Source organism: Phocaeicola sp., from assembly GCF_057861905.1.
Genome location: NZ_DBMACV010000006.1, coordinates 1 through 26,216, shown reverse-complemented (window position 1 = coordinate 26,216; position 26,216 = coordinate 1). Strand labels below are relative to the sequence as shown.

Annotated in this window: 26 protein-coding genes and 1 tRNA gene; 19 read left to right on the top strand and 8 right to left on the bottom strand. The window is 42.1% G+C overall.

Going from position 1 to position 26,216, the window contains the following annotated elements:
* Positions 1 to 13: 13 nt before the first annotated feature.
* Together ACZM60_RS02100 and ACZM60_RS02095 are read left to right on the top strand one after the other, a co-directional pair.
* Positions 14 to 715 carry a cadherin repeat domain-containing protein gene (locus ACZM60_RS02100; RefSeq protein ID WP_021972087.1) on the top strand — a complete coding sequence of 234 codons (702 nt, stop codon included), beginning with the start codon at positions 14 to 16 and terminating at the stop codon, positions 713 to 715.
* Between the two features lie 70 nt (positions 716 to 785).
* Positions 786 to 3,143, top strand: coding sequence for an alpha-amylase family glycosyl hydrolase (locus tag ACZM60_RS02095; RefSeq protein ID WP_489520670.1), 2,358 nt, complete (start codon positions 786 to 788; stop codon positions 3,141 to 3,143).
* A 76-nt stretch (positions 3,144 to 3,219) separates the two neighbouring features.
* Here the strand turns inward: ACZM60_RS02095 and ACZM60_RS02090 are convergent, their stop codons facing one another.
* Positions 3,220 to 4,065, bottom strand: a complete 846-nt coding sequence (locus ACZM60_RS02090) for a helix-turn-helix domain-containing protein (RefSeq protein WP_021972089.1) — start codon at positions 4,063 to 4,065, stop codon at positions 3,220 to 3,222.
* A 152-nt stretch (positions 4,066 to 4,217) separates the two neighbouring features.
* Between ACZM60_RS02090 and ACZM60_RS02085 the strand changes: the two genes are divergently transcribed.
* Positions 4,218 to 5,471: a multidrug effflux MFS transporter gene (locus tag ACZM60_RS02085; protein WP_340320171.1), complete on the top strand. Its 1,254-nt coding sequence runs from the start codon at positions 4,218 to 4,220 to the stop codon at positions 5,469 to 5,471.
* 4 nt (positions 5,472 to 5,475) lie between these two features.
* On the opposite strand, the gene ACZM60_RS02080 is transcribed toward ACZM60_RS02085, so the two are convergent.
* Positions 5,476 to 6,327 (bottom strand): helix-turn-helix domain-containing protein, encoded by an 852-nt coding sequence (locus tag ACZM60_RS02080; protein WP_489520669.1) that lies wholly within the window; start codon positions 6,325 to 6,327, stop codon positions 5,476 to 5,478.
* A gap of 149 nt (positions 6,328 to 6,476) precedes the next feature.
* On the opposite strand from ACZM60_RS02080, the gene ACZM60_RS02075 reads away from it, so the two are divergent.
* Both ACZM60_RS02075 and ACZM60_RS02070 read left to right on the top strand, forming a co-directional pair.
* Entirely contained in the window at positions 6,477 to 7,667 is a 1,191-nt protein-coding gene (locus ACZM60_RS02075; RefSeq protein ID WP_489520668.1) for a multidrug effflux MFS transporter, read from the top strand.
* A gap of 138 nt (positions 7,668 to 7,805) precedes the next feature.
* Positions 7,806 to 7,892, top strand: a tRNA-Leu gene (locus ACZM60_RS02070).
* A 60-nt stretch (positions 7,893 to 7,952) separates the two neighbouring features.
* Here ACZM60_RS02070 and ACZM60_RS02065 read toward each other — a convergent pair.
* On the bottom strand, positions 7,953 to 8,861 hold the full coding sequence (locus tag ACZM60_RS02065) for a DMT family transporter (RefSeq protein WP_489520667.1): 909 nt from the start codon (positions 8,859 to 8,861) through the stop codon (positions 7,953 to 7,955).
* Positions 8,862 to 9,334: 473 nt separating this feature from the next.
* Between ACZM60_RS02065 and ACZM60_RS02060 the strand changes: the two genes are divergently transcribed.
* From ACZM60_RS02060 to ACZM60_RS02040, 5 genes are all read left to right on the top strand, one after another.
* Positions 9,335 to 9,820 (top strand): ferritin, encoded by a 486-nt coding sequence (locus ACZM60_RS02060; RefSeq protein WP_021972094.1) that lies wholly within the window; start codon positions 9,335 to 9,337, stop codon positions 9,818 to 9,820.
* A gap of 112 nt (positions 9,821 to 9,932) precedes the next feature.
* Positions 9,933 to 10,613, top strand: a complete 681-nt coding sequence (locus ACZM60_RS02055; protein ID WP_489520666.1) for an O-methyltransferase — start codon at positions 9,933 to 9,935, stop codon at positions 10,611 to 10,613.
* An 18-nt stretch (positions 10,614 to 10,631) separates the two neighbouring features.
* Entirely contained in the window at positions 10,632 to 11,201 is a 570-nt protein-coding gene (locus ACZM60_RS02050) for a cob(I)yrinic acid a,c-diamide adenosyltransferase (protein WP_489520665.1), read from the top strand.
* 64 nt (positions 11,202 to 11,265) lie between these two features.
* Positions 11,266 to 11,487 carry a DUF2795 domain-containing protein gene (locus ACZM60_RS02045; RefSeq protein WP_489520664.1) on the top strand — a complete coding sequence of 74 codons (222 nt, stop codon included), beginning with the start codon at positions 11,266 to 11,268 and terminating at the stop codon, positions 11,485 to 11,487.
* Positions 11,488 to 11,583: 96 nt separating this feature from the next.
* Complete coding sequence (locus ACZM60_RS02040; RefSeq protein WP_489520663.1) at positions 11,584 to 12,798, top strand: THUMP-like domain-containing protein; 1,215 nt, start codon at positions 11,584 to 11,586, stop codon at positions 12,796 to 12,798.
* A 31-nt stretch (positions 12,799 to 12,829) separates the two neighbouring features.
* Here the strand turns inward: ACZM60_RS02040 and ACZM60_RS02035 are convergent, their stop codons facing one another.
* From ACZM60_RS02035 to ACZM60_RS02025, 3 genes are read right to left on the bottom strand one after another with little or no spacing between them, the layout of a single operon-like run.
* Positions 12,830 to 13,267, bottom strand: a complete 438-nt coding sequence (locus ACZM60_RS02035; protein ID WP_021972099.1) for a SufE family protein — start codon at positions 13,265 to 13,267, stop codon at positions 12,830 to 12,832.
* A 33-nt stretch (positions 13,268 to 13,300) separates the two neighbouring features.
* Positions 13,301 to 14,305 (bottom strand): M20 family metallopeptidase, encoded by a 1,005-nt coding sequence (locus tag ACZM60_RS02030; RefSeq protein ID WP_489520688.1) that lies wholly within the window; start codon positions 14,303 to 14,305, stop codon positions 13,301 to 13,303.
* 25 nt (positions 14,306 to 14,330) lie between these two features.
* Positions 14,331 to 15,395 carry a M20 family metallo-hydrolase gene (locus ACZM60_RS02025; protein WP_489520662.1) on the bottom strand — a complete coding sequence of 355 codons (1,065 nt, stop codon included), beginning with the start codon at positions 15,393 to 15,395 and terminating at the stop codon, positions 14,331 to 14,333.
* A gap of 96 nt (positions 15,396 to 15,491) precedes the next feature.
* Here ACZM60_RS02025 and ACZM60_RS02020 point away from each other — a divergent pair, with 96 nt between their 5' ends.
* From ACZM60_RS02020 to ACZM60_RS02000, 5 genes are all read left to right on the top strand, one after another.
* A complete protein-coding gene (locus ACZM60_RS02020; RefSeq protein ID WP_489520661.1) occupies positions 15,492 to 17,297 on the top strand; it encodes an AMP-dependent synthetase/ligase in 1,806 nt (601 codons plus the stop codon).
* A gap of 125 nt (positions 17,298 to 17,422) precedes the next feature.
* Positions 17,423 to 18,538 carry a peptide chain release factor 2 gene (prfB, locus tag ACZM60_RS02015; protein ID WP_021972104.1) on the top strand — a complete coding sequence of 372 codons (1,116 nt, stop codon included), beginning with the start codon at positions 17,423 to 17,425 and terminating at the stop codon, positions 18,536 to 18,538.
* Positions 18,539 to 18,612: 74 nt separating this feature from the next.
* Positions 18,613 to 18,750 carry a hypothetical protein gene (locus tag ACZM60_RS02010; protein ID WP_021972105.1) on the top strand — a complete coding sequence of 46 codons (138 nt, stop codon included), beginning with the start codon at positions 18,613 to 18,615 and terminating at the stop codon, positions 18,748 to 18,750.
* Positions 18,751 to 18,766: 16 nt separating this feature from the next.
* A complete protein-coding gene (locus tag ACZM60_RS02005) occupies positions 18,767 to 19,240 on the top strand; it encodes a CYTH domain-containing protein (RefSeq protein WP_489520660.1) in 474 nt (157 codons plus the stop codon).
* A 189-nt stretch (positions 19,241 to 19,429) separates the two neighbouring features.
* Positions 19,430 to 19,933: an RNA polymerase sigma factor gene (locus ACZM60_RS02000; protein ID WP_489520659.1), complete on the top strand. Its 504-nt coding sequence runs from the start codon at positions 19,430 to 19,432 to the stop codon at positions 19,931 to 19,933.
* A 92-nt stretch (positions 19,934 to 20,025) separates the two neighbouring features.
* Here the strand turns inward: ACZM60_RS02000 and ACZM60_RS01995 are convergent, their stop codons facing one another.
* Positions 20,026 to 20,409, bottom strand: coding sequence for a VanZ family protein (locus tag ACZM60_RS01995; protein ID WP_021972108.1), 384 nt, complete (start codon positions 20,407 to 20,409; stop codon positions 20,026 to 20,028).
* Between the two features lie 92 nt (positions 20,410 to 20,501).
* On the opposite strand from ACZM60_RS01995, the gene ACZM60_RS01990 reads away from it, so the two are divergent.
* Entirely contained in the window at positions 20,502 to 21,869 is a 1,368-nt protein-coding gene (locus ACZM60_RS01990) for a sodium-dependent transporter (protein WP_489520658.1), read from the top strand.
* A gap of 6 nt (positions 21,870 to 21,875) precedes the next feature.
* Positions 21,876 to 22,775: a ComEA family DNA-binding protein gene (locus tag ACZM60_RS01985; RefSeq protein ID WP_489520657.1), complete on the top strand. Its 900-nt coding sequence runs from the start codon at positions 21,876 to 21,878 to the stop codon at positions 22,773 to 22,775.
* Between the two features lie 7 nt (positions 22,776 to 22,782).
* On the opposite strand, the gene ACZM60_RS01980 is transcribed toward ACZM60_RS01985, so the two are convergent.
* Positions 22,783 to 24,204 carry an alkaline phosphatase gene (locus ACZM60_RS01980; RefSeq protein WP_340320182.1) on the bottom strand — a complete coding sequence of 474 codons (1,422 nt, stop codon included), beginning with the start codon at positions 24,202 to 24,204 and terminating at the stop codon, positions 22,783 to 22,785.
* A gap of 267 nt (positions 24,205 to 24,471) precedes the next feature.
* Between ACZM60_RS01980 and ACZM60_RS01975 the strand changes: the two genes are divergently transcribed.
* Positions 24,472 to 25,428 (top strand): fimbrillin family protein, encoded by a 957-nt coding sequence (locus ACZM60_RS01975; RefSeq protein WP_418586825.1) that lies wholly within the window; start codon positions 24,472 to 24,474, stop codon positions 25,426 to 25,428.
* A 110-nt stretch (positions 25,429 to 25,538) separates the two neighbouring features.
* Positions 25,539 to 26,108 (top strand): xanthine phosphoribosyltransferase, encoded by a 570-nt coding sequence (gene xpt, locus ACZM60_RS01970; protein WP_022232105.1) that lies wholly within the window; start codon positions 25,539 to 25,541, stop codon positions 26,106 to 26,108.
* The last annotated feature ends 108 nt before the right edge of the window (positions 26,109 to 26,216 follow it).

The window sequence follows — 26,216 nt, the reverse complement described above, 5'->3', positions numbered from 1 at the left end:
AATTTAGAAACATATGAAAACATATTTCAAGTATATAGCATTGGCCTTGCTGCTTTCTTTCGGGCTTGTAAGTTGTGAAGATAACGAGAACTGGCGAATCATTCCATATGAACCGGAACCTGAGGCTCCGATTGACGGACCGGAGCAATTATATGTTGTGGGAGCTCATCAGGGGTGGGCGCCGGATGCTGCGGTTATAGGGAAACTTTATCCGGTAGATGCAGAAGGTAATTATGCCGGATACGCTTATTTAAATGGTGAGTATAAATGTATCTCACAGCAAAATTGGGATGGTCCTAATTATGGAGCTGGCTCAACAGAAGGAACATTGTCGACTATTGAAGATGCTGGTAATCTGACAGCCGAAGAAGGATATTATTATCTTACTTTCAATATTAAGGAGCTTACATATGCGGTTCAGCTTGTAAATTTTGGAGTTATCGGAGATGCAACTCCTGGTGGATGGAATGAAGATACAGATTTGGTTTATGATCCGGCCGACTTGAAGCTGAAAGTGGATATGACATTGACGGATGGTACAATTAAATTCCGTGCAAATGATGAATGGGATGTTCCTAATGGAGATTTCGGTCTTGGAGATAGCGATGGAAAACTGGCTCCTAAAGGAGAAAACATCAGCGTAACTGCTGGAGATTATCAGGTTGTTGTAGATCTTTCAACTCCCGATTATACTTATGAATTGATTGCCAAATAACAATATTATTAATTGTAAAAGTGCGTCGATGGGTTATGCCACATTGTGCGCACTTTTTTTTCTTTTATCTATGAAAAATCGTATACTGACTTATATCTTGCTGGCATTAACTTTTCTTACCTCATGCAGTGACACTAAATCGGAGGTCTTACCTGGTGAAACGACAGGTGATTTAAAGGAAGGATTTACTTTTTTGCCAGAAACTCCCGATGCCGATCAGCCTCTCACGATTACATTTAAAGCATCACCGACCTCAGACTTATACGGATATGTGGGTGATGTATATCTTCATACCGGAGTGGTCAGGGAGGGAGTGTGGATGTACGTTCCTGCCGAATGGAATGAAAATATTGAAAAATGTAAGTTTTCTAAAAGCCAGGCTGAGGCTAATGTATGGACTATAACGCTTTCTCCCTCTGTGCGGGAATGGTTCGGTTCCGAAACAACGCCTGTTGAGCAGTTGGGCATTATCATACGTAGTGCGGATGGTAGTAAGAAAGGTCTTGACAAAGATCAGTTTATAAGTGTTACTGATACGAAATATCACGGCTTCATTCCCGGCGAAGTGAAAGAGAAATCATTGCCGGCCGGAGTACAAGAAGGCATCAACCTGGATGCTGATAATCAATCGGTAACATTTGTACTTTATGATAAAGCAACAGATGGTAGCCATAAAGACTATGCGTATGTCGTGGGAGATTTCAATGACTGGACATTAGCTAATGATGAATCATCGCAGATGTATCGCGACGAAGCAGCAGGATGCTGGTGGATGACCGTTTCGGGGTTGGATCCTGTTGAGGAATATCGTTTTCAGTATTATGTAGGAACCTCATCCAATGGTGCCATGCGTCTGGCAGATCCTTATACGGAAAAAATTTTAGATCCTGATAATGATAAATATATTGCAGCGTCTACATATCCGGTCGACGAAAGACAATATCCGGATAAAGGTATAGGCCTTGTATCCACTTTTAGATTGCAACAGCAGGAGTATGGCTGGAATAACACGAATTTCAAAATAAAAGATGTTGATAATCTGATGATTTATGAAATGCTTTTACGCGATTTTACGGAAAGTGGTGATTTGAATGGAGCTTTACAAAAGTTGGATTACTTGCAGACTCTGGGTATTAATGCCATTGAGCTGATGCCGGTACAAGAGTTTGACGGTAATAATAGCTGGGGATACAATCCTTGCTTCTTCTTTGCGTTGGATAAAGCTTACGGAACAAAGGATATGTATAAACGTTTTATCGATGAGTGCCACAGCAGGGGAATAGCGGTTTTGTTTGATGTCGTGTATAATCATGCTACGGGCAATATGCCCAATGTAAGGCTATACTGGAACGAAGCAAAAGGATGTCCTGCTTCAAACAATCCGTGGTTTAACGAAACAGCTCCTCATCCGTTCAGTGTCTTCTACGATTTTAACCACGAGTCCGAACTGACACGTCGTTTTGTAAAGCGTAACCTTAAATTCCTGCTTGATGAATATAAAATAGACGGATTTCGTTTCGACCTGACAAAAGGATTTACAAATAAAACGAGTAACGAAAATACTTCAGGAAATTACGATGGCAGTCGTGTGGCTATTTTAAAAGATTACTATCAGGCTGTCAAAGAAGCAAATCCGAATGCTGTTATGATTTGTGAACATCTGGCAGGTATCGAAGAGGAAAGTGAGCTTTCTCAAATAGGTATAAAGCTATGGCGTAACATGAATAACGCTTATTGTCAGTCGGCAATGGGGTGGAGTGACGGAAGCAGTTTTACGGGATTGACCACATTGCATACTACGATGAAGGAAGGAGGATGGGTAGGCTATATGGAAAGTCATGACGAAGAACGGTGCGCTTATAAGCAGACTCGATGGGGAAACGGATTATTGCAAACCGATTTGGCGGTACGGATGCAACAATTGGAGGCAAATGCTGCTTTCTTCTTTACGGTATCGGGCCCAAAAATGATCTGGCAGTTCGGAGAACTGGGATATGATGTTTCGAGAGATGCCAATCAACAAGGGGAGGTCATTTCTGGCGAAGACCATAAAACAGATCCGAAACCCGTTTTATGGTCTTATCAGGATATACCCGAAAGAGATGAGTTATATACAACTTATAGTCGCCTGCTGGCTTTACGCAAGACTTATCCGGAGGTCTTTAGTCAGAACGCTTTTAAGGAATGGAGGGTTTCCGATAATGACTGGAACGACGGACGCTATATTCGTTTGGAAACTGTCGATGGCAAACAACTTATTGTTGTGGGAAACTTTACAGACCAGCCTGTTGATATGCAGCATGTATTCCCTGTAACGGGAGAATGGTATAATTTCTGTAATGAAGAAATGCTGGAAAATATTACAGCTACTCATCTGGAAGTACCTGCTCATAGCTTTGGTTTATATACAAATTTCTCTATTCAGTAGAATAGGAAAAACAAATTGGGAACAGATCCTTTTCGTTAGAAAATGATGTGTTCCCTTTTGTTTTTTTTGTTTGCTGTCATCTTTCCTGGCTTCTGAACTCTTTGGGTGACATGCCTGTATTCTTTTTAAAGAAACGACTCAGGTACGACTGGTCTGGAAAATTGAAATGTTGTGCTATTTCGGTAACCGACAAATGTGGATCATCCAGCAACACTTTGATTTCAGCTGTTAATTGTTCGTCAATCAATTGCTTGGGAGTCCGTCCATTGACATATAAGGCAATAATCTCATTCAGGTATCGTGATGTGATACACAGCTTGTCGGCATAAAAAGCTACCTGATGTTCTCGTGTGCTGTATTCCCTTACCAGTTGCAGGAACTGGTAGTAAAGAATCTGTTTCCTGCTGTATTGCTTTTTCACTGCCAGTTTTTCCTGAATGGTACTGAACAGCCACATCAGCAAACTTTGCAGGAAGTTGTATTCCTGTTGTTGCCGGAATTGAGGAGTATTGTTCATGAATTGCATTTGTGCCATATCCATCCATAAATTGATTTCCTTCCATGTTTTCTGACTTCGCTCATCTTCTGTATGATGGTAACAGGGGTGTTCGTGTGCATAATTATAATAAGGTGTGTCAATGGGAAGTACTGCTTTCAGGAAAACTTCCTGTGGAAACATTAGAATACGCGCTCTGAAGTCGTACGATGCCTGTACAACTTGTATCAAACTGCCTGTCAGGAAAATCAATTCAGTCTGTTCTTCGAAAATATATTGCTGTACGCCTGTAGAAACGAGTGCCTGCCCATGTGTACATATTAAGTAAATGCCGCACTTAAAATGGCAAGGTTTCTGTTTGAGCTGTGATAAATCTGTTTCTTCGTATAGAATAGATCGTGTGTCCGACGGTAATGAGTATGACATGAATGTATTCTGTTTTATACCGCAAATATACTGATATTCCCCGATAGATTATACAGATGTTCTTAAAATGAAATGTTTTGTACTTTTAAAGAAATAAATCTTTCCGTAGTAATGGCGTAATTTTGCACCCGAGAAATGAAGGTAAAAAAGAGATGATAACAGTACAGAAGCAAAATTCGAAACTATTTATACTGGCGTTTTTGGGCATGTTGAGTGCATTTGGTCCTTTTGTTATGGATATGTATCTGCCTACATTGCCTGCTATGTCCGATTATTTTCATACAACTTCTTCCATGGTTCAGTTAGGACTTACCTCAAGTATGGTAGGACTGGCTGCTGGACAATTGATTTTTGGCCCGTTGAGTGATAAATACGGTCGTCAGCGTCCGTTAATCATTGCTTTATCCCTGTTCCTGATTTCTACTGTAGGGTGTATTTTTTCACAAAACATCATGCAGTTCGTGGTATTACGTTTTGTACAGGGAATTGCCGGTGCTGGTGGAGTTGTCCTTTCTCGTTCGATAGCTACCGATAAGTATTCAGCACGCGAACTGGCTACTATGCTGGCTATAATCGGTGCGATTAATGGAATTGCTACCGTAGCAGCTCCGATAGCTGGAGGTCTGTTGGCCGAAAGTACAGGATGGCATGGTATTTTCTGGTTCTTGTTCTTGCTGGGAGTGGTATTGTTGTGCGGGAGTTTTCACATGCAGGAATCTTTACCCGAGCATCGTCGTCCGGAAGTGAACTGGAAAGGAATTTGCCGGAACTTTGGAGTTGTATTGGGTAACCGGCAGTACTTGTTCTATATTTTGCAATATGGATTTACGATGGGAGTACTTTTTGTCAATATAGCTTCGGCTCCTTTTATCATGCAGCAGCACTATGGATTATCTCCGATGATGTTCAGTTTGTGTTTTGGAGTCAATGCTATCGCCATGGTTATATCTTCTACCATATCGGTTAAGCTCCCCACAATGGAACATGCCCTTCATATCGGCAGCAATGGGATGTTGGTTATTTCTGCTTGTCTGCTGGTTTGCCTTTCGCTGAACTGCAATTTTTGGATATACGAAATACTGATTTTCTGTTTACTTGCGATGGTAGGCATGAGCTATACGGCTTCGAATGCACTGGCAATGGATTGTGAACGCCGATATGCCGGCATTGCTTCGGCTTTATTGGGAGCCATCGGTTTCCTGTTTGGCGGACTGGTTCCTCCGCTGGTTGGCTTAGGCGATATGATGTTTACGGCTGGATTGCTATTTCTCGTTGGAGCCGTTTGTGCATACCTCTGTGCACGATATGCGATGTCGGCTCGGGTAAGTGAGAAGAATTTGCTGTATCGTATATGTAGTATCATGATTCATTTGCCTTACGCCATTATCAACCGAAAGCGTGAATAATGGGTTACAGCTTATTCAGACTGCGAAACTCCTTAGGCGACATTCCCGTATTTTTTTTGAAAAAGCGGCACATGTTCGCTGGCTCCTGAAAATTGAACAGTTGAGATATTTCCGTTATGGACAGATTGGGATTGCTTAGCTGCACTTTCAGCTCGGCTGTAAGTTGTTCATCTATAAGTTGCTTAGGAGTCCGTCCGTTAGAGTACCGAATGACAGCTTCGTTTAAGTAACGGGGCGTAATGCAGAGCCGGTTGGCATAATAACCTATCTGATGCTCTTGCGTACTGTGTTCCCGCAATAATACCATAAAGCGGTGATACAAGGTTTGTTTCCGGCTATATTTGTTATGTATGGAAAGATACTGTTGTGGAATTGTATTGAATATCCACATAAACAGGCTTTGCAGAAAATTCTGTTCCAGTTGTTCACGGAAATATCTGGCTGGATGAGTAAACAGAAGCTCTGCCATGTCCATCCATTGGTTTACCCGCTTCCAGCTTTCCCGGCTGGCATCGTTCGCTGCATGGTTGAAGGAAGGAACTTCGCTCATATAGTTAAAGTATGAAGTGTCAATCGGCAGGGATGCTTTCAAGAAAATGTTTTTGGGAAACAATAACATTCTTACTTTAAAATCGGGTGAAGGATCGATAACCTGTATCAGACTTCCTCCCAGAAAAATCAACTCTGAAGTTTCGCAGAAGTCATATCGTTCTACTCCGGTAGAGATAATACTATTTCCGCTGATACAAAGTAATTGCATGCCGCATTCAAATCGAAAGGGATATTGCGTGAGTGAAGCCAGATTGGTTTCTTCGTATCGCATGACCGATGTGTCGGATGAGAAAGGAGGTGTCATGATTGATATTCTGTTTATGTAGGCAAATGTAGAAATTTATCGGAAAAAAACTTGATTTTGTTCCCGAAATGATAAGTTTTGTGCCGTAAAACGTTGGTATCTCTGTAGGAAAGTTCCTTAATTTTGCAGCGGTAAAAAAGGATAATAAGATGAAGGGTAAAAAGAATTCGAAGGTATTTATACTTGTGTTTTTAGGAATGCTTACGGCGTTTGGACCGTTTGTTACGGATATGTATTTGCCTACCTTGCCAGCCATGTCAGAATATTTCCATACTACATCTTCGATGGTTCAGTTAGGACTTACGGCAAGTATGATCGGACTTGCGGTCGGGCAGTTGCTTTTCGGGCCGTTAAGCGACAAATATGGTCGCAGATTACCGCTTATTCTATCGATGACCCTGTTTGCTGTTGCTACTATCGGTTGTATCTATTCTTATACCATTATGCAGTTCGTCGGCTGGCGTTTGGTGCAAGGCATAGCCGGAGCAGGAGGGATTGTTATATCACGTTCGGTTGCAGCCGACAAGTATGCTGGGCGTGAGCTGGCAAAAATGCTGGCATTGATTGGTGCCATCAATGGGGTAGCTCCTGTGGCAGCACCCATGGGAGGAGGGTTCCTTGCAGGAAGTGTAGGCTGGACAGGCATTTTCTGGTGCCTTTTTGCGCTGGGATTGATATTGCTTTGGGGAAGCATTCATTTTGAAGAATCACTTCCGGTTGAGGCGAGAAAAGAAAAAAGCTGGAAGCATGTGTTCCGCAGCTTCATCGATGTTCTTCGTAATCCTAGGTATGTATGCTATACATTACAGTTCGGTTTTGCACAAGGCGTGCTGTTTGCCAATATCTCTTCGGCACCGTTCATTATGCAGCAGCATTATGGATTTTCCCCGTTGATGTTTAGTATATGTTTTGGAATAAATGCCATATTTATTGTCATATCGGCAGCTTCGGCCATCAGGTTCCGCCGACTGGAGCAAGCCTTGTATTATGGCAGTTCCGGAATGGTCCTGATTTCTGCATTGCTTCTGGTAGCTTTAGTTTCGGATTGCAGTTTCTGGGCATACGAATTGTTGCTGATTGGTCTTTTGTCGATGCTTGGACTTACTTTTACTGCTTCCAATACTTTAGCCATGGACTGCGAACACGATAATGCGGGAACGGCATCAGCTTTATTGGGAGCATTGGGATTTGCTTTTGGAGGAATTGTTTCACCGTTGGTCGGAATTGGTAATATAATGGTTTCTACAGGAATAATATTTCTTGTCGGTTCTGTATGTTCGTACGTTTGTACGCGCTATGCTTTGCAGAAAAGTCTTAAAACAGCATGTCAACGGTCGTGATAACTGTGCGCTGTCGGTGTAAAATCTGTCAGATTGTGGGGGATAAAGAGAAAAAACCTGTGAAATATTTGGAGGATTAGAAAGATGTTCATATCTTTGCACCGCAATTAAGGGGAAACATTTCCCTGAAAAAAAGTTGCCCAGATGGCGGAATCGGTAGACGCGCTGGTCTCAAACACCAGTGGAGTAACATCCATCCCGGTTCGACCCCGGGTCTGGGTACCAGGAAAAGCTAAACAACCAGTTGGTTGTTTGGCTTTTTTTCTTTTAATACTCCCCTTTCTTTTATTTTCCGGCAAAGTACATTCCTGCTATAACCAGTATTGTGCCCGCTATAATTACAGCATTCAAACTTTCACCCAAGATGAGATTTGAGGCTGATATCGATATGACTGGAATCAGGTAAATGTAGTTCGACAAGACAATCGTATTCAATTTTCGCAAACAGACATTCCACAACATGAAGCAGAGAAATGAAGCCACAATTCCCAAAAACAGGAGCTGACTCCATACTTCCGGCTGTAGTAGAATACGAGGCGAGGTAGTCAGTGAACCTTGTATTGCCAGAAAAGGAATAAGCGTAAGCAGACCGTAGAAGAATGTTTTACGCACGATGAACATGGCAGGATATTTATCAGTCAGATACTTGGACACCAACGTGTATAAAGTCCACGACAAGGCTGAGGCGAGGCAAAGCAGATCTCCTGCCGGATTCAGATTAAGTACGAATTTGCCGTTGAATATGACAGCCCCCACACCGGCGAAAGCCAGTATGGAACCTGTGAGAACTTTTCCGGAGGGTAATGTTTGCTTGATAAGAAGGTACTGTATCAGCATGGTCAGTAGCGGAGTTGTACTGCATATCAGGGCGACATTCGATACCAATGTATATTTTAAGGCCGTATTTTCGGTAATGAAATAAAGAGTCCCTCCCAGCAGTCCGATGGAAAAGCACAGAAATTCATCCTTCAGGCTGTAAGCAAAAAGTTTGAATGGTCGGGAGCAAAGACATATTCCGATGTATGCCAGAATAAAACGGTAGAATAGTATATCGGAAGGGCTTAGTCCTGATTTCAGAAGTATTTTTGTCGATATGAACGTGATTCCCCATATTGCGACAATGACCAGAGCCAGTACATGAAACATGGGGTTGCTGCGTGTGTCGCTGGAGAAACGACCGGTAAGTTTGTTCATTGTTGTATTTGTTTTTTGTTTATCCGGTTACAAAGATAGCAAGTGTTTTTGTTTATGGCTGCCTGCAAGGGAATGATTGATGGGCGAAATATGAGCAAGTCTTCAGGAGATGTTTCGGACCATGCTGTAACATCTTGAAAAAGCCTGTGTAAATCTCCCGAAAATTTGTACAAAAACTTTTTTTGTTTGTACAAATTTTCAGAAAACGTCAGCACGTTTTTTTTCGAAGGATGCCGATGGGTTTTTCTACTTGTCGGGAAGGCTCGTACAAAATGTCGTTGGAATCTCCGTGTCTTTTTGTCAAGCCCTTATGACCTTCCCGGCAGTTGCCGCTGTGCCATCTTGACAGAAACGGGTAAACGACAGGCTTCACTACTTAATTTTCTATAAAATAGGGTTGCTTAGGGGGCTTGCTGGCATTCTGTTTGTTTATCACTTAGTATAAGTTTACTACTCATTAAAATTTAGGTATCATGATTTCAGAAAAATTACAAAAAGCAATCAACGATCAGATTACAGCTGAATTGTGGTCGTCTAATCTTTATCTTTCGATGTCTTTCTTCTTGAAGAAAGAAGGTTTCGACGGTTTTGCACACTGGATGAAGTTGCAGTCACAGGAAGAATTGCAGCATGCTTATGATCTTGCCGACTATCTTGCTAAACGTGGCGGAGTTGCGTTGGTTGACAAGGTAGACGTTGTGCCACAGGGATGGGGCAGTGTACTCGAAGTATTCGAGCATGTCTATGAGCACGAATGCCATGTTTCTGAACTGATAGACGAATTGGTCAATGTAGCTTCGGAAGAAAAGGATAAGGCTTCTCAGGATTTCTTGTGGGGATATGTCCGCGAACAGGTAGAAGAAGAGGCTACGGCACAAGGTATTGTTGAGAAATTGAAAAAATGCGGTGACCATGCTGGTATCTTGTATCTGGATGACAAGCTGGGTGCACGCAAGTAAATAAAAAAAACTTTGATTGTTTTTTTAGTTCTATAAGGTATTGCCATTCGATATTTTTCGGATGGCAATATTTTTTCTCTATCTTTGTTCACTGTACTAAAGAAATGAATTTATGCCGAACTTGTTTTTGCGTGGGTGGAACTGGTGCCGTCGTTTCCGTCATCGCTGTGGATACGGAGTACATTCGCCATCCGATTTCTTTCTGATAACTTTTGTCGTGTACGAGCGGCTGGCTTTTTATGCTTATAGTCTGCTGCATGCCAAGAGGAAAGACGTAGCACACTTGCCTCACTATCGTGAAAAAACAGACCGGCTGCTGTTTCGTCTGGTCAATTACTTGCAGCCTGCTGCCATGCTCGAAGTGGGAACCGGTAGCGGACTGTCGGCAAGATATATGGCCGAAGCCAGACACGTTGCATTATGTACGCTCGATGAAGGAAAATGTCATGAAGAGGTTGTACGCTTGCTGTCAGACTGTGAACAGGTGGATTATCGTTGCGGAGATGAAATTGGCCTGCTGCATCGTTATATAGAAGAGCATGCTTGCCCCGATGTCGTACATATTGCTTTTACTCCTTATTATAAGAAAGCTTTCGAGGCATTGCTTCCTGCGGTTTCTTCACGTACGTGTTTCTTTATCGGCTCTCCTTATGCTACAAAAGAAAAGCGGAAATGGTGGAAGCAGGTTGTCGATGATCCTCGTACAGGAGTGACTTTCGACCTGTATGACGTCGGACTGGTTTTCTTTGACAAGAAACGGATTAAAGAACATCGTATCGTGAATTTCCTTTAATAACATAAACTGTATGCTATGAAAAAAAGTATGATTTATACGCGAACCGGCGACGCTGGAAAAACTTCTCTGGTAGGAGGTATGCGAGTTCCCAAGACGCATGTACGCCTGGAGGCGTATGGCACGGTGGATGAGCTGAATGCCAACTTGGGTGTGCTGGTCGCATCTGTAGAGGATAATAATATACGCGAATTTCTGCTTTATATCCAGCATAAACTCTTTTCACTGGGAGCTTATCTGGCCACCGACCAGTCGACTACCGACTTGCACGTAGCCAGCCAGATTTCGGCAGAAGCTGTGGCGCGTCTGGAACGTGCTATCGATGAACTGGATGCATCGTTGCCTCCATTGAAAGCGTTCGTACTTCCCGGAGGGGCGCTTGCAGCTTCGTTCTGTCATGTATGCCGTACGGTATGCCGTCGGGCGGAACGCAGGATTCTGGCACTTGAGGAACATGAAAATTGTGAAATTGATGTGGAAGTAAAGCAATTTGTGAACAGATTGTCCGATTATTTGTTCATTCTATCCCGAAAGTTAAATCAATTAACACTGCATGATGAAATTTATTGGGATAAGAGTTGCACATGAAAGATTTTATTATACTTTTGTGGCTCAATAGTTGGAATGTAAAACTTTTTAAAACTTAAATACTATGTACTGGACATTGGAATTGGCCTCAAAGCTGGAAGATGCGCCATGGCCCGCAACAAAAGACGAGTTAATCGACTATGCTATGCGTTCAGGAGCGCCGATAGAAGTAATTGAGAACTTGCAGGAAATGGAAGATGAAGATGAAATCTACGAAAGCATAGAAGATATCTGGCCGGACTATCCGAGCAAAGAAGATTTTTTCTTCAATGAAGAAGAATATTAATGAAGAGCAGGTTACTTTTTTAATACCTCTCAAGTCTTAAAATTTCTATCCCGCAAAAATCATGAGATTTCTGCGGGATATTTTTTTCTGTGTACAATGAAAGAAATATCTCCCGAAACTTCTCGCTTTATTGATGAGCATCGTCATGATGATGTCCGTTCGCTTGCCTTGCAGGCGGGGAAATATCCTAATATTGATATGGCTGAGGCTGTTGTACAGATAGCCGGATGGCAGATTGCCGAAAAGAAGGTCCCTTCGTGGGCACAGACGGAAGGCATACGTTATCCCCAGCATTTGTCGATGGAACAGTGTTCGTCGGAAATAACCGCACGCTATAAGGCTTCGCTGGTGAGTGGTGATACATTTGCCGATCTGACGGCAGGTCTGGGAGTGGATTGTTCGTTTATAGCCCGTCGGTTCAGGCAGGCCGATTATGTAGAACGGCAGGAGGTATTGTGTGAACTGGCAAGACATAATTTTCCATTGCTGGGAGTTGGACATATCCACGTGCATCAGGCTGACGGTACAGCGTTTCTCAAAACGATGAATCGGGTGGATTGTTTGTTCCTCGATCCGGCACGTCGCGACAGTCATGGAGGCAAGACGGTGGCTATTGCCGACTGCGAACCGAATGTGTGTGCGCTCGAACCGCTTTTGGTTGAGCGGGGACGCATTGTGATGATTAAGCTTTCGCCGATGCTCGATATGGCATCGGCTTTGAACGATCTGAAGCATGTCCGTGAAATACATATTGTAGCTGTTAATAACGAGTGCAAAGAGTTGATAGTTATTCTTGAAAAGCGTGATTTCTCTTCTGAACAATCTAATAAAGAGGTAGTTATAAGTTGTGAACAGGTTGTTAATAACTTTGTTCATCAATACGTGGAGTTTACTCTTTCGCAGGAACGGAACGCTTCGTGTATTATGGCAGAACGGGTAGGAGATTATCTGTATGAACCGGGAGCTGCCTTGCTGAAAGCCGGAGCATACCGTATCTTGTCAGAGCGCTACGGTGTGAAGAAGCTTCATCCTAACAGTCATCTGTATACTTCTGATACGGAAATTGATTTTCCCGGACGTTGCTTTCGGGTAATAGCTGTATCGGGATTTGGCAAAAAGGAACTGAAATCGTTTTTGACCGGAGTGGATAAGGCAAACCTGACGGTACGTAATTTTCCGTCTTCGGTGGCCGATCTTCGTAAAAAGCTGAAGCTGAAAGAGGGTGGGGATATTTATTTGTTTGCCACTACGCTGGCTGATGGTGAGAAGGTTTTGATAAAATGTGAAAAATGCCATTCTGTCTGCTCATAGGCAAAAAGGAATGGCATTTATAGGAAAACAGTTAATGTTTTTCTTCTTCTTGTTTTGCCTTGAAGGCAAGAGCATACATGCGCATCTGCTTAACCATGGCAAGCAGACCGTTGCTGCGGGTAGGTGACAAATGTTCCTTAAGCCCGATTTTCTCGATAAAGTACAAATCGGAATCCAAGATTTCGTCGGGTGTATGTCCCGATACGACCTTTATCAGCAACGTGATGATACCCTTTACTATCAGGGCATCACTTTCGGCCTGAAAGATTACTTTTCCGTCTACCAAATCTGCCTGAAGCCATACACGACTCTGGCAACCGTCTATCAGGTTTTGTTCTGTTTTATATTTTTCGTCGAGAGGTTCTTGTTCGTTTCCCAGGTCTATAAGCAACTGGTACTTGTCCATCCAGTCGTCGAAGTCACTGAATTCTTCGATAACTTCGTCTTGGAGTTCGTTGATCGTTTTCATATTTTGTTCCTTTTAGTCTTTATTTCCTGTAAATTAGTTTTCGTTATAGATAACAGTCATCACGGTTTGTCCTACTGCTTGCAAGGTTGCCTTGTCGATGTTATCCAGGTTATCGTTCAAGGTATGCCAGGTCGGGTTGAAACCGTTCGGGCTGTTTGGACTGAAATCAATAATGTCTACGCACGGTATCTGGCGGAAGTTGTTTACATACACATGGTCGTCGGTGACTTCTCCGCCGTCGTTCTTGATAAAGTATTGGGTATATCCCAGACGATGTGCTGTATCCCAGATTTTTTGCATCGGCTGGCTGGCTGTACGTTTGGAGTATCCTTCATAATAGAAGGTAGCATTTTTCCCTCCCACCATGTCGAGCAGGATGCCGAATCGTGCCTTATAGTCTGGTATATGCGGAATACGTCCCCAGTATTGTGAACCCAGACACCAAGTATCCGATTTGTAAGTTCCTTGGTAAAAGTCGGGTATTCCATAGTCTTCCGAGTCGAAGAATATGATATCAATGCCAATTGCCGGAGCTTTCTGTTGCAAATGTCTGGCAATTTCCAGTAATACGCCTACACCACTCGCACCGTCGTTTGCTCCATCGATAGGAGTATGGTGATTCTTTTCTTCATCTGCATCAGCATAAGGGCGGCTGTCCCAGTGGGCGGCCAGCAGTACACGTTTCTTTGTGTCGGGATTATAGGCTCCGATAATGTTACGCGATTTCAGCATCGTGCCGTCGTATGTCATAAGGTCGGCATACTGATTGTAGACCTTTGCTCCAAAGTTCTCCAGTTGCTTGGCGAGATAATCACCGCAGGAGCGATGTGCGTCTGTATTCGGGACACGTGGTCCGAAGTCGACTTGCTTTTTGATATACAAATAAGCACTGTCGGCATTGAAGTCGGGAGCCTTTACCAATGGTTGGTTCTCTGCTTCGTTTTCCTGACTGTTCTTATTGCTGCTGCCGCATGCGGGAATAAGTAATATACCCGTCAACAGGCTTATCAGGCTGAATATCTTTCGGGATAATTTCATCATCTTTTTCTTTTAAGTTGATTTACTACAGTTTCAATCCGTCCAGTATGGAGATGTAGGTTCCAATGGCTTCTTCTATTTCTCCTACCATGATGTATTCGTCGGCCGTATGTGAACGTGAAGACTTACCCGGACCGATTTTTACAGAGGGGAAAGGCATGAGTGCCTGGTCGGATAGTGTCGGTGACCCGAAAGGTACTTTGCCCAATTCTATGGCACGTTTTACAAATGGATGGTCGGCATCAATGCGTGAAGAGTTGAGGCGGAACGAACGTGCTTTTGCTTCACAACTGATGTGAGAGGAAATTTCCTTGAACAGTTCTTCGTTGGAATAGAACTCGTTGCTGCGGATGTCGACAACAAAAGTACACAAGTTGGGCACAACATTATGTTGTGTACCCGCATTTATCTGAGTTACGCTCATCTTGACAGGACCCAGTAAAGACGATTCTTTCGGGAAGCGGAAGCTCCGGAACCATTCAATGTCGTCCAGTACTTTATATATTGCGTTGTCGCCTTCTTCGCGTGCAGCATGGCCCGCCTTGCCTCGCGCCGTAACATCGAGTACCATTAATCCTTTTTCGGCGATGGCAGGATTCATTTCGGTAGGTTCACCCACAACTCCCAAAGTAATGGGGGGTAATTGGTGCAATACACTTTCGATTCCATTCTTGCCGGAAACTTCTTCTTCGCAAGAAGCCAGGAATATCAAGTTATAACTCTGCTCAGTGGCACACAGATAGCGGTAAGTCTGGAAGAGAGATACCAGACTGGCACCGGCATCGTTGCTTCCCAGTCCATACAGTTTGCCGTTTTCCATCTTAGGCGTAAAGGGTTGTTTGCGCCAGCCGTTGACAGGTTTTACTGTATCTATGTGAGAGTTCAGCAATATGGTAGGACGTTGGGTGTCGAACATCGGGCTGATACACCAGATGTTATTTCCAGAGCGTCCGGTCATGATGCCGGTTTCCTCGATGTAATTTTGTAAAAAATCGGCAGCAGCCTCTTCTTCTCTGCTGATGGAGGGGATGCCGATTAATGCCTGAAGCAGTGTCAGTGCTTCGGATGTGTAATAACCAATGTCTAACATAAAAAAAGATTCTGTTTTGTGCGGCAAAGATACTTTATTTATTCCAAATTAAACTCTATCTTTGCATTCAGCGATAATAAAATAACTAAATTTTAAATGAGTAATTCTTATTTATCTACTTTGATTTGCCGTCAGGCAAAAAAATATGGTGACCGCGTAGCCTTAAAATATCGAAACTATGAAACCGAAAGCTGGGTTCCCGTTTCGTGGAATCAGTTTGCAGCAAAAGTAAAAAGTGTTTCGAACTCTTTGATCGCTTTGGGGGCAGGGGTCCAGGAGAATATTGGTATATTCTCCCAAAATATGCCGGAATGCCTGTATACAGATTTTGGCGCTTTCGGAAGCAGGGTGGTTACTATCCCGCTGTATGCCACAAGCTCGGAGGCACAAGTACACTATATATTGGAAGATGCGGGGATACGTTTCTTGTTTGTGGGTGAGCAGTATCAGTATGATGTGGCTTACCGGGTACAGAACTTATGTAAATCGCTGAAGCAAATTATCATATACGATCCGAAGGTAAAGCGTTCGGCTGGTGATACAAATTCCATTTATTTTTCTGATTTTCTGAAGTTGGGAGGAAATGGAGCGTTTCAGGAAGAAGTGGATAAACGTACGGCAGAGTCGGGTAACGGCGATTTGGCTAATATCCTTTATACTTCGGGTACAACAGGTGAATCGAAGGGAGTGATGCTTCATCATTCCTGTTACGAAGCAGCGTTTGCAGCCCATGATAAACGTCTGACAACTTTAAGTGAATCGGACGTGATTATGAACTTTCTTCCCTTTACGCATATTTTTGAACGTGCATGGAGTTATTATTGTATAAATAAGGGGTGTACATTGTGTGTAAACTTGCGTCCGCAGGATATACAGAAGACCATCAAGGAAATTCGTCCTACGGCCATGTGCAGTGTCCCTCGTTTTTGGGAAAAAGTATATGCTGGAGTTCTGGCAAAGATAAATGAAACAACCGGTTTCAAAAAGAGTTTGATGCAGGATGCCTTGAAGGTAGGACGTGAGCATAACATTACTTATCTGATGAATGGAAAGACACCACCTCCGTTGTTGCACATGAAATATAAATTTTATGAGAAGACAATCTATAACGTGTTGAAAAAGACTATCGGTATCGAAAATGGAAATTTCTTTCCTACGGCCGGAGCTGCTATTCCGTTTGCGGTGGAAGAATTTGTACATTCGGTCGGCATTAATATGATAGCAGGATATGGATTGACTGAAACTACCGCTACCGTATCGTGCTGCTGGTTCGACAGTTTCCGGATTGGTTCGGTAGGACGTGTGATGCCTGGACTGGAAATCAAGATAGGTGAGAACAATGAAATTTTGTTGCGTGGTGAAACGGTGACAAAAGGTTATTATAAAAAAGAAGCTATGACGCGTCAGGTCTTGACGGAGGACGGATGGTTTCATACGGGAGATGCCGGATATTTGAAAGATGGTTTCCTTTATCTGACAGAACGTATCAAAGATTTGTTTAAAACATCGAACGGAAAGTATATTGCCCCGCAGGCTATCGAAACAAAATTGGTCGTAGACCGTTATATAGATCAGATATCTATCATAGCCGACCAGCGGAAATTCGTTTCGGCCTTGATTGTTCCGGAATATGAGCAGGTGAAAAAATATGCGGCAGAGCATCATATTGCATATACAGATATAAAAGATTTGCTCCGAAAGCAGGAAATCATCGATCTGTTCCGGTTGAGAATTGATACGCTGCAGCAGGAGTTTGCTCATTACGAACAGGTGAAACGTTTTACCTTGTTGCCGGAACCATTCAGTATGGAAAAGGGTGAGTTGACCAATACATTGAAGATCAAGCGTCCGGTGCTGATGAAGAATTATGCTGCCGAAATAGAAAAAATGTACGAGGAGTAGAAATAAACAGCCTGTGAAATGAAGATTCTGTCTGGAGAAAGGATTAAAATCTTTATTCCTCGTTTTTACTTCACGGGCGAAATATGTAATTTTGCAATCCGAATAAAAGACAAGATATTCAATATATGATTACAATTGAACAGCTAAAAGATGTAAAGACACGTACTGAAGCTCTTTATCGTTATCTGGATATAGAAAATAAGAAGGTACAAGTAGAAGAGGAACAGCTTCGTACGCAGGCTCCGGGATTTTGGGATGATGCGAAGAAAGCAGAAGCTCAGATGAAGAAAGTGAAAAGCCTGCAGGGATGGATTGAAGGATACAACAATGTAAAGACATTGGCTGATGAACTGGAACTGGCTTTCGACTTTTATAAAGATGAGCTGGTGACCGAGGCTGAAGTTGAAGAAGCATATAATAAGGCATTACATGCTTTGGAGGAACTTGAGTTGAAGAATATGCTTCGTTCGGAAGCTGACCAGATGGACTGTGTACTGAAAATTAATTCAGGGGCAGGTGGTACGGAGAGTCAGGATTGGGCTTCTATGCTGATGCGTATGTATATGCGTTGGGCTGAAAGCAACGGTTATAAGCTTTCTGTTGCAAACTTGCAGGAAGGTGATGAGGCTGGAATCAAGACTGTAACCATGAATATCGAAGGTGCATATGCTTATGGTTATCTGAAAGGCGAAAATGGCGTGCATCGTTTGGTTCGTGTTTCGCCTTACAATGCGCAAGGTAAGCGAATGACTTCTTTTGCTTCCGTATTCGTCACTCCATTGGTTGATGATTCTATCGAAGTTGTTGTAGAGCCTGCTCGCTTGTCATGGGATACTTTCCGAAGCGGTGGTGCCGGTGGTCAGAACGTAAATAAAGTTGAGTCGGGAGTTCGTTTGCGCTACCAGTATAAAGATCCTTATACCGGTGAGGAAGAAGAAATCTTGATTGAAAATACAGAAACCCGTGACCAGCCGAAGAATAAGGAAAATGCAATGCGTCAGTTGCGCTCTATTTTGTACGATAAGGAATTGCAGCATCGTATGGAAGAACAGGCTAAGGTAGAGGCTGGAAAGAAAAAAATCGAATGGGGCTCACAAATCCGTAGTTACGTTTTCGATGACCGTCGTGTGAAAGACCATCGTACCAATTATCAGACTTCGGATGTCAACGGAGTTATGGATGGTAAAATAGATGGTTTTATCAAGGCTTATCTGATGGAATTTTCGGATAGTGAAGCATAAAACGATAAATTTCTTGAGCTTTTGTTGAAATTTATGTATCTTTAAAATAAAAGTTTAATCTAAATATAATAGCTATGGGAACTAAGAAACATAACAAGAAACAGGATTTTAGCAAGCAGGAAGAACAAAAGGCAAATCGTTTGATAAAGTATTTATGCATCGGCCTGATTATTTTGGCTGTCTTGATTATGACTCTTTATTCATTGTCTTAAAAAAACAACGACCGCGATGGCACAGGAAATAGAACGCAAGTTTTTGGTGAAGGATGATTCTTATCGCCAGTTGGCTGAAAGTAAAAGCCGGATAAAACAAGGGTATATTTGCAGTGCCCGCGGGAGAACTGTCAGAGTACGTGTCCGGGATGAGAAAGGTTTTCTTACTATAAAAGGGCCTTCGAATGATTCTGGATTGAACCGCTATGAGTGGGAGAAGGAAATTCCACTCGATGAGGCGGAGGAGTTGATGAAACTTTGTGAACCCGGACTCATTGATAAGACACGTTATTTGGTGAATTTTGGTGGGCATACTTTCGAGGTGGATGAGTTTTATGGCGAAAACGAAGGATTGGTTGTTGCAGAAATAGAACTCTCTACCGAGGAAGAAGCTTTCCTGCGTCCTGCTTTTCTTGGTGAAGAAGTGACAGGTCAGGTTAAATATTATAATTCTTTTCTGATGAAAGAGCCCTATACAACCTGGAAGTAGGGCTATTTTTTTCTTAAACAGGTGGAAAAACCACCTGTAAACTATCACAGAAGGGGGTAAAAACTGTTATATGATAGATATTCCCCTGTTTCATACCTGATTTTATGAAATTGGCTGTTCGTTTTTGGGCTAATATTGCAGTGTCAAAACAAAACAAGAATATTAATCTCAAACACCATTTATAAAATTATGAGAACTGCTAATTTTGCTCAGGATCTGTTAAGTGTTCAGACAGAACTATTGAATTTTGCTTATAAGTTGACGGCAGATCGCGAAGAAGCAAATGACTTGCTTCAGGAAACTTCGCTGAAAGCGTTGGATAATGAAGAGAAGTATACAGCCGAAACGAACTTTAAGGGATGGATTTACACAATCATGCGCAATATATTTATCAATAACTATCGGAAAGCATTGCGCGATCAAACTTATGTAGACCAGACCGACAACCAATATTATCTGAATCAGAATTTCGATATCGAAGGTGATTCTACTGAAGGTTCTTATGATTTAAAGGAAATGCACCGTATTGTAAATGCATTGCCTAAAGAATATCGTGTACCATTCTCGATGTATGTATCGGGATTCAAGTATCGCGAAATTGCCGATAAGTTGGGACTTCCGCTGGGAACTGTGAAAAGTCGTATTTACTTTACCCGGCAGAAACTGCAGGAAGAACTGAAGGACTTCCGCTGATTGTAAAGAAAACTCTCTATCTTTAAAAATAATTAATAACGTTTTTCATTGACTCCGGGGGCTGGGAAGTTCCCGGAGTTTCTCTTTTTTACTTAAAGGAATTTGTCTACTAAAGGGCGAATGACATAATATCCTAACAGGCAGGCTAAGCCTACTCCTATAGAGTTTGCTATGAAGTCGAGCCAGTCGCTGCTGCGGTTTTCAGTACATGTCCCTTGTAAGATTTCGATACATCCACTCATTGCTATGGGCAAAATAATGCCTCCTGCAATCAGTCTTTTCCATGTAATGCGATGATGCAGCTTGAGGTATTCGAACCAGATGATAGTTGTTAGTCCGCCATACATACAGATATGGACAAGTTTGTCGATATAAGGCACATTATCCAGTTCGGTCTTGGGTGGACTGAAGAATGACAAATAGCAGATAATAATAGCTATAATCAGTGAAAGTGGATAGTTCCTTAAGTAATGCATTGTTACTAAATTTTAGATTTAGTGCGAAAATACGATATTTTTTGTATTTTTGCGCCTTGTATATGTATAAACTATAATAAAAAAAGAATTTTATGCATCATAATGATCGTGTAAGCTTTGGAAGTAAATTAGGAGCAATTCTGGCGGCTGCGGGTTCAGCTGTCGGACTTGGTAATGTATGGCGTTTCCCGTATGAAACGGGAAATCACGGTGGAGCCGTTTTTATCTTGATTTATTTAGGCTGCGTTTTTATTCTGGGGCTTCCGATTATGATAGCTGAATTTACAATAGGTCGCCGTTCGAAAGCCAGTACGGGAGAAGCTTTTAAGACGTTAGCTCCCAAAGGCTATTGGAAATGGGTTGGCTATTTGGGAGTTCTGACTGGTTTCTTGATACTTGGATATTATTCGGTTGTGGCAGGTTGGACGCTCGAGTATGTGTTTGAGGCTGCAACGGGGCAGTTTGTAGGTAAGTCATCGGCCGATTTTGTGACTATGTTTCAGCAGTTCTCGCAGAATCCTTTCCGGCCTTTAATCTGGCTGACTGTTTTTATGCTGCTGACGCACTTTGTGATTGTAAAAGGTGTACAAAAGGGAATAGAACGTTCTTCTAAAGTTCTTATGCCTTTGCTTTTCCTATTGGTTGTTGTTCTTGCAGTATGTTCTGTCATGCTTCCGGGAGCAGAAAAAGGTATCGAGTTTTTGTTGACTCCGGATTTCAGTAAAGTTACTCCAGATGTTTTTCTCGGTGCAATGGGGCAGGCTTTTTTCTCTCTTAGCTTAGGCATGGGGTGTTTGTCAACGTATGCCTCATATTTTGGGAAAGAAACGCGCTTGGGGCATACAGCAATGAGTGTGGGACTGATTGATACTTGTGTTGCTGTACTTGCAGGACTTATTATTTTCCCGGCTGCATTTTCGGTAGGTATAGAACCAGATGCCGGACCTTCGCTTATATTTATCACATTGCCTAACGTATTTCAGCAAGCATTTAGTGGGGTTCCTGCATTGGCATATATATGTTCTATTTTATTTTATATATTACTGGCGTTGGCAGCCCTTACGTCCACCATATCTTTACACGAAGTTTCTACTGCATTTCTGCACGAGAAGTTCCATTTTACCCGTAAGAAAGCGGCATGTATCATTACAGTTTGCTGTTGGTTGATTGGAATTGTTTCATCATTGGCTTTAGGCGACTGGAGCGGTTATACCATTGCTGGAATGAATCTCTTTGATGCACTGGATTTTCTGACTGCTAAAATCATGTTGCCGTTAGGAGGAATGTTTGCAGCTATATTTGTTGGCTGGGTAATCGATCGTCGCATAGTTCGCGGCGAGGTGACAAATTACGGGACATTAAAGGCGCCATACTATCCGATATATCTGTTTATATTGAAGTTTATTGCACCTATTGGTATAACTTTGATCTTCTTGAATGAACTGGGTCTGTTAGGTTAAGTATAAATGTGGAAAGATTTCTTTTATTATTCAAAATCGGAGCGCAGGGTAATCCTTCTTTTAATGATCATCGCCTTGCTGTTGCTTGCTGTGTGGGCAGGTATACATTGGCTTTATCCTTCTTCAGCTCCCGTTGGACTTTCTGATAGTGAGGAAGTCAATTCGTTTGTGGCCGGTTTAAAAGAAAAAGAGAAAAAAACTCATACGCTATATCCATCGAAAAGAAAAGACCGTATTGTATTACAGCCTTTCGACCCGAATACAGCCGATTCGCTTACATTGAGTAAATTGGGATTACCTGCTTTTATAGTCCGTAATATTTTAAAGTATCGAGAGAAAGGAGGTATATTTCGTTCACCCGAGGCTTTTTCACGGATATACGGTTTACAGGCAGAACAGTTTCAAGCCTTGAAGCCTTATATTGTCATTGCTGAGCCGACAAAAGTTAATACAATCGTGTCTGATACTTTTCGGCAAGTCAGAGATACAGTTCCTTATATTCCTAAATATCCGGAAGGAACTGTAGTCGATTTGAATAAGGCTGACACTTCGGTTTTGAAGCGTATTCCAGGCATTGGAAGTGGGCTGGCACGTATGATTGTATCTTACCGGCAACGTTTAGGAGGCTTCTATGATGTTGCCCAATTGCAAGAAATTCCTCATATTGATGCCGGTATGAACAGATGGTTTACAGTTGTACCGGGAGTCTTGCAGAAGATTCAGGTTAACCGTGCTTCGTTGGAGAGATTGAAGATACATCCTTACATGAATTTCTATAAGGCAAAGGCCATTTTGGAATATCGCCGTAAGAGAGGAAAAATAAAAAGTCTTTCCCAGCTCTCAATGTTTGAAGAGTTTTCTGAGAAAGACCTTAAAAAATTATCTCCTTATTTATCTTTTGAATAAGGATACATTATTCTTGAGTATATCCGGCTGCTTTGGCTATTTTAACAGGTATTTCTGTGTTGTCTATGCGCCCTTGGAACTGTTCTGCTCCAGCTCCGATGGCAAAGACAGGAACATATCCGGCAGAGTGTCCTCCACTGGTCCAGCCAACCAAAGCTATTTCATCGATAATACGTTTCGCTTCTGCTGCAAGAGGTTCATCTTGTGCATATTCACTCTTTTCCAGCTTTGTTTCTTGTCCTTTGAATGTTTCAGTGTATTTTGCCTGTAAGCGTTCTTCTTGCGCCTTGCTAAGCTGTACCTTATCCCAGAATCCGAAGTTTTCTTTCAGTGCCTGTTGTACTTTTTCCCAAGAAACGTTGTTGTCATATTTCTTGCGAAGCTCATTCAGGATACGAGTAAATCCGTTTTCACTTACTTTCTGGTTTTTCAAGACTTGCAGGTTCAGTTTATAGGCACCTGTACCCAAAACAAATCCACCTGTTTCATGATCGGCTGTTACTACAATAAGTGTTTCGTCCGGATGCTGAGAATAAAACTCGTAAGCTACCTTTACAGCTTCGTCCATGTCGACAACTTCGTGGAATACTGTGGCAGCATCATTGCTATGGCACGCCCAGTCAATTTTACCTCCTTCTACCATCAGAAAAAATCCTTTCGACAGATCTTTTGACAGAAAATTGATAGCAGAGCGGGTAATATCGGCAAGTGTCAGATCATTTTTTGTACGGTCTATAGCATATGGAATAGCTGTACGATCTGCTTCCGATGCTTTTTCACTTTGGAACAAAATCATCTTATCAGCTTTCTTGCATTTTTTCAGATAATCCTTGTAGCCTCTTGCAATTACATAACCGTTCTTTTCTGCCAGACTATATAGATTTTCGGATGTTCCACTTTTGTCCTCTTTGTTAGTAGGGTCAAGGAAATCGGAACCAGCATAAAAGTCGAATCCGGCAGTATACAAATCTTTTCCTATTTTATAATAGCTTCCACGACTGGGATCGTGTGCATAAAATGCAGCAGGAGTTGCGTGGTCTACACTGACGCTGGTAGTGACACCTACACGGCAACCTTTGTCTTTAGCCCATACAGCGATACTGTTAACATCCGTCTGTTGGTCCTGTTTCATACCAATTGTGCCGTTTTTGGTTTTATTGCCTGAAGCAAGAGCTGTACCGGCAGCAGCCGAATCAGTAACTCCATTCGTAGCTGAGAATGTGGTTGCTGTAGTAGCATAAGGAAACTGAGTAAACCAGATAGGAGTGATTCCTATTTTTCCCTCCAGTTCACCTCGGTATAATTCGGTTCCTTGTACTTGATTTACTCCCATTCCATCACCGATGAAATAGAATACATATTTCGCTTGTTGGGCATAGCCTAACGAAACGAAGAGAAGAAAAGATAGTAAAAGTGAAAATTTCTTCATGTCTTTAACTGATTATTGTTTGACGCAAACTTACGATATAATTCCGTAAAGCGGAAATTATTCTTTCTCATTTGTATGAAATACATGTTAAAAGCTTACTTCTTTATGGCTCTCTACTACGATTCTTTTACATCTCTGTGACAGAATATCAGTTGTCTTTTTCTCGTTTTCTTCGTTTGAAGGATAAATAAAATGAATATATCGGTAGAAATTTTGTGCAGCTTGCGTTAATGATTAATGATTTTATTAACTAAATAGTTTTTCATTATGAGGAAAAGTTGGATGAAGTGGTCGTATTTGACCATTTTGGCGCTGGCATCATGTCAGCAGAGAGATTTATCAGAACAAGTTTTAACCGGTAATCTTGCATTGGAGATACAGGCTTCTATTGCAGGAGAAACACTTTCTCGTACCACGACTCAGCAGGATGGCCATACAGTGTTTGCTCAAGGCGATAAGATTGGATTTTTTATGCCAGAAGAGAGTACACCTGCTTTATGGACTTTGGGAGAGAGTTCTTGGCAGCCGTCCGCTTCTTTGTTCTGGCCGGACCAGAAGAATGATTATGATTTTTGTGCATTTTATCCATATACAGAGGATGCCGAGCGTACAAATGTCCCGATGCCCGATTTGAGTACTCAAGACGGGAAACTGGACAACATTGGTAAATGTGATTTTCTGGTAGCTGAAAAAACGTGTAATTATCAGACCAATACAGGTAAAGTCTCATTTACAAATGACGCGGCTTTTAAACATGTCTATAGTTTGATACTCGTTACATTAGTGAAAAATGAAAAAGATGCTGAAACGACTCTTAAGACGGCGACCTTCGAGGGAAAAGATATTCTGTCGAAGCATACTTACAACTTTACAGAGAAACAAATGCAACCCGTTGTCGAGTCGCCAGAAGGAAATACTCTTTTAGTCGACCGCTCATCTGAAAAGACTGTTATACCGCAGGAAGGTTATTCCATTGCTGTATTGCTGAACCCAACAGAAGAAGGAGGTACCTTGAAATTCTCGGTTACTTATGAACGTGATGGAATAGCCTATCAGGCTTATACGGAGGCAATGAAAGGACATCTGGTCGGTGGAAATTGTTATAAATACAAGGTTAAGATTGAAAAAGAAAGTCTGGTTATTGAAGGAAGCGAGATTTCCGATTGGCAGACTGACGGAGAAACCGAGGATATTACAGTAAACGATGTACCTCAAGAAAAATAATTTTCTGTTTTGATTAATATCTCTCCCTCAAGCATTGCCGGAAATAAGATAAAAACGTGTAACTTTGCAGAATATTTAACATATAAAACAATTAAAGCTCTTTTTGGTATATGAAGGCACTCAAGGAACGTATCTTGCGCGATGGTAAATGTTTTGAGGGAGGAATATTAAAAGTTGATAACTTTATCAATCATCAGATGGACCCGATTCTGATGAAATCAATGGCGGTGGAGTTCGTGCGCCGTTTCGCCAGTACAAAAATCAATAAAGTGATGACTATTGAAGCAAGTGGTATTGCTCCGGCCATTATGGTAGGATATCTGCTTGAACTTCCGGTTGTCTTTGCTAAAAAGAAGAAACCCAGTACAATGGAAAATATGCTGACTACTACAGTCTATTCGTTTACGAAGGACCGTTCGTATGAAGTATGTGTCAGCAGTGACTATCTCTGTCCGGGAGATAAGGTATTATTTATCGACGATTTCTTGGCTAACGGTAATGCTGCAAAAGGAATTATCGATCTGGTGCAGAAAGCCGGAGCCGAACTGGTGGGTATGGGATTCCTCATTGAAAAGTCATTCCAGCATGGGGGTGATTACTTGCGTGCGCAAGGTATTCACGTTGAATCGTTGGCTATCATCGAAAGCCTTGATCACTGTGAGATCAAAATAAAAGAGTAATTGAATGAAGAGGGTGTGTCGTAATACGCGATTCACCCTCTTTTCTTTATCAACGATAAGAGTGTAGTTAACTTTTTCAGGCAGCGATATTCAGAAGATAATCTCGAT

Bases quoted from the DNA above. Each gene is read 5' to 3' on its own strand.
- ACZM60_RS02010 (WP_021972105.1), top strand. From the start codon at position 18,613: ATGGGAACTAAGAAACATAACAAGAAACAGGATTTTAGCAAGCAGGAA.
- ACZM60_RS02085 (WP_340320171.1), top strand. From the start codon at position 4,218: ATGATAACAGTACAGAAGCAAAATTCGAAACTATTTATACTGGCGTTT.
- ACZM60_RS02030 (WP_489520688.1), bottom strand. From the start codon at position 14,305: ATGAAATTATCCCGAAAGATATTCAGCCTGATAAGCCTGTTGACGGGT.
- prfB (WP_021972104.1), top strand. From the start codon at position 17,423: ATGATTACAATTGAACAGCTAAAAGATGTAAAGACACGTACTGAAGCT.
- ACZM60_RS02090 (WP_021972089.1), bottom strand. From the start codon at position 4,065: ATGTCATACTCATTACCGTCGGACACACGATCTATTCTATACGAAGAA.
- ACZM60_RS02055 (WP_489520666.1), top strand. From the start codon at position 9,933: ATGCCGAACTTGTTTTTGCGTGGGTGGAACTGGTGCCGTCGTTTCCGT.
- ACZM60_RS02050 (WP_489520665.1), top strand. From the start codon at position 10,632: ATGAAAAAAAGTATGATTTATACGCGAACCGGCGACGCTGGAAAAACT.
- ACZM60_RS02045 (WP_489520664.1), top strand. From the start codon at position 11,266: ATGTACTGGACATTGGAATTGGCCTCAAAGCTGGAAGATGCGCCATGG.
- ACZM60_RS02040 (WP_489520663.1), top strand. From the start codon at position 11,584: ATGAAAGAAATATCTCCCGAAACTTCTCGCTTTATTGATGAGCATCGT.
- ACZM60_RS02060 (WP_021972094.1), top strand. From the start codon at position 9,335: ATGATTTCAGAAAAATTACAAAAAGCAATCAACGATCAGATTACAGCT.
- ACZM60_RS02095 (WP_489520670.1), top strand. From the start codon at position 786: ATGAAAAATCGTATACTGACTTATATCTTGCTGGCATTAACTTTTCTT.
- ACZM60_RS02020 (WP_489520661.1), top strand. From the start codon at position 15,492: ATGAGTAATTCTTATTTATCTACTTTGATTTGCCGTCAGGCAAAAAAA.
- ACZM60_RS02025 (WP_489520662.1), bottom strand. From the start codon at position 15,395: ATGTTAGACATTGGTTATTACACATCCGAAGCACTGACACTGCTTCAG.
- xpt (WP_022232105.1), top strand. From the start codon at position 25,539: ATGAAGGCACTCAAGGAACGTATCTTGCGCGATGGTAAATGTTTTGAG.
- ACZM60_RS01980 (WP_340320182.1), bottom strand. From the start codon at position 24,204: ATGAAGAAATTTTCACTTTTACTATCTTTTCTTCTCTTCGTTTCGTTA.
- ACZM60_RS02080 (WP_489520669.1), bottom strand. From the start codon at position 6,327: ATGACACCTCCTTTCTCATCCGACACATCGGTCATGCGATACGAAGAA.
- ACZM60_RS02035 (WP_021972099.1), bottom strand. From the start codon at position 13,267: ATGAAAACGATCAACGAACTCCAAGACGAAGTTATCGAAGAATTCAGT.
- ACZM60_RS02065 (WP_489520667.1), bottom strand. From the start codon at position 8,861: ATGAACAAACTTACCGGTCGTTTCTCCAGCGACACACGCAGCAACCCC.
- ACZM60_RS01990 (WP_489520658.1), top strand. From the start codon at position 20,502: ATGCATCATAATGATCGTGTAAGCTTTGGAAGTAAATTAGGAGCAATT.
- ACZM60_RS01995 (WP_021972108.1), bottom strand. From the start codon at position 20,409: ATGCATTACTTAAGGAACTATCCACTTTCACTGATTATAGCTATTATT.
- ACZM60_RS02000 (WP_489520659.1), top strand. From the start codon at position 19,430: ATGAGAACTGCTAATTTTGCTCAGGATCTGTTAAGTGTTCAGACAGAA.
- ACZM60_RS01985 (WP_489520657.1), top strand. From the start codon at position 21,876: ATGTGGAAAGATTTCTTTTATTATTCAAAATCGGAGCGCAGGGTAATC.
- ACZM60_RS02005 (WP_489520660.1), top strand. From the start codon at position 18,767: ATGGCACAGGAAATAGAACGCAAGTTTTTGGTGAAGGATGATTCTTAT.
- ACZM60_RS01975 (WP_418586825.1), top strand. From the start codon at position 24,472: ATGAGGAAAAGTTGGATGAAGTGGTCGTATTTGACCATTTTGGCGCTG.
- ACZM60_RS02075 (WP_489520668.1), top strand. From the start codon at position 6,477: ATGAAGGGTAAAAAGAATTCGAAGGTATTTATACTTGTGTTTTTAGGA.
- ACZM60_RS02100 (WP_021972087.1), top strand. From the start codon at position 14: ATGAAAACATATTTCAAGTATATAGCATTGGCCTTGCTGCTTTCTTTC.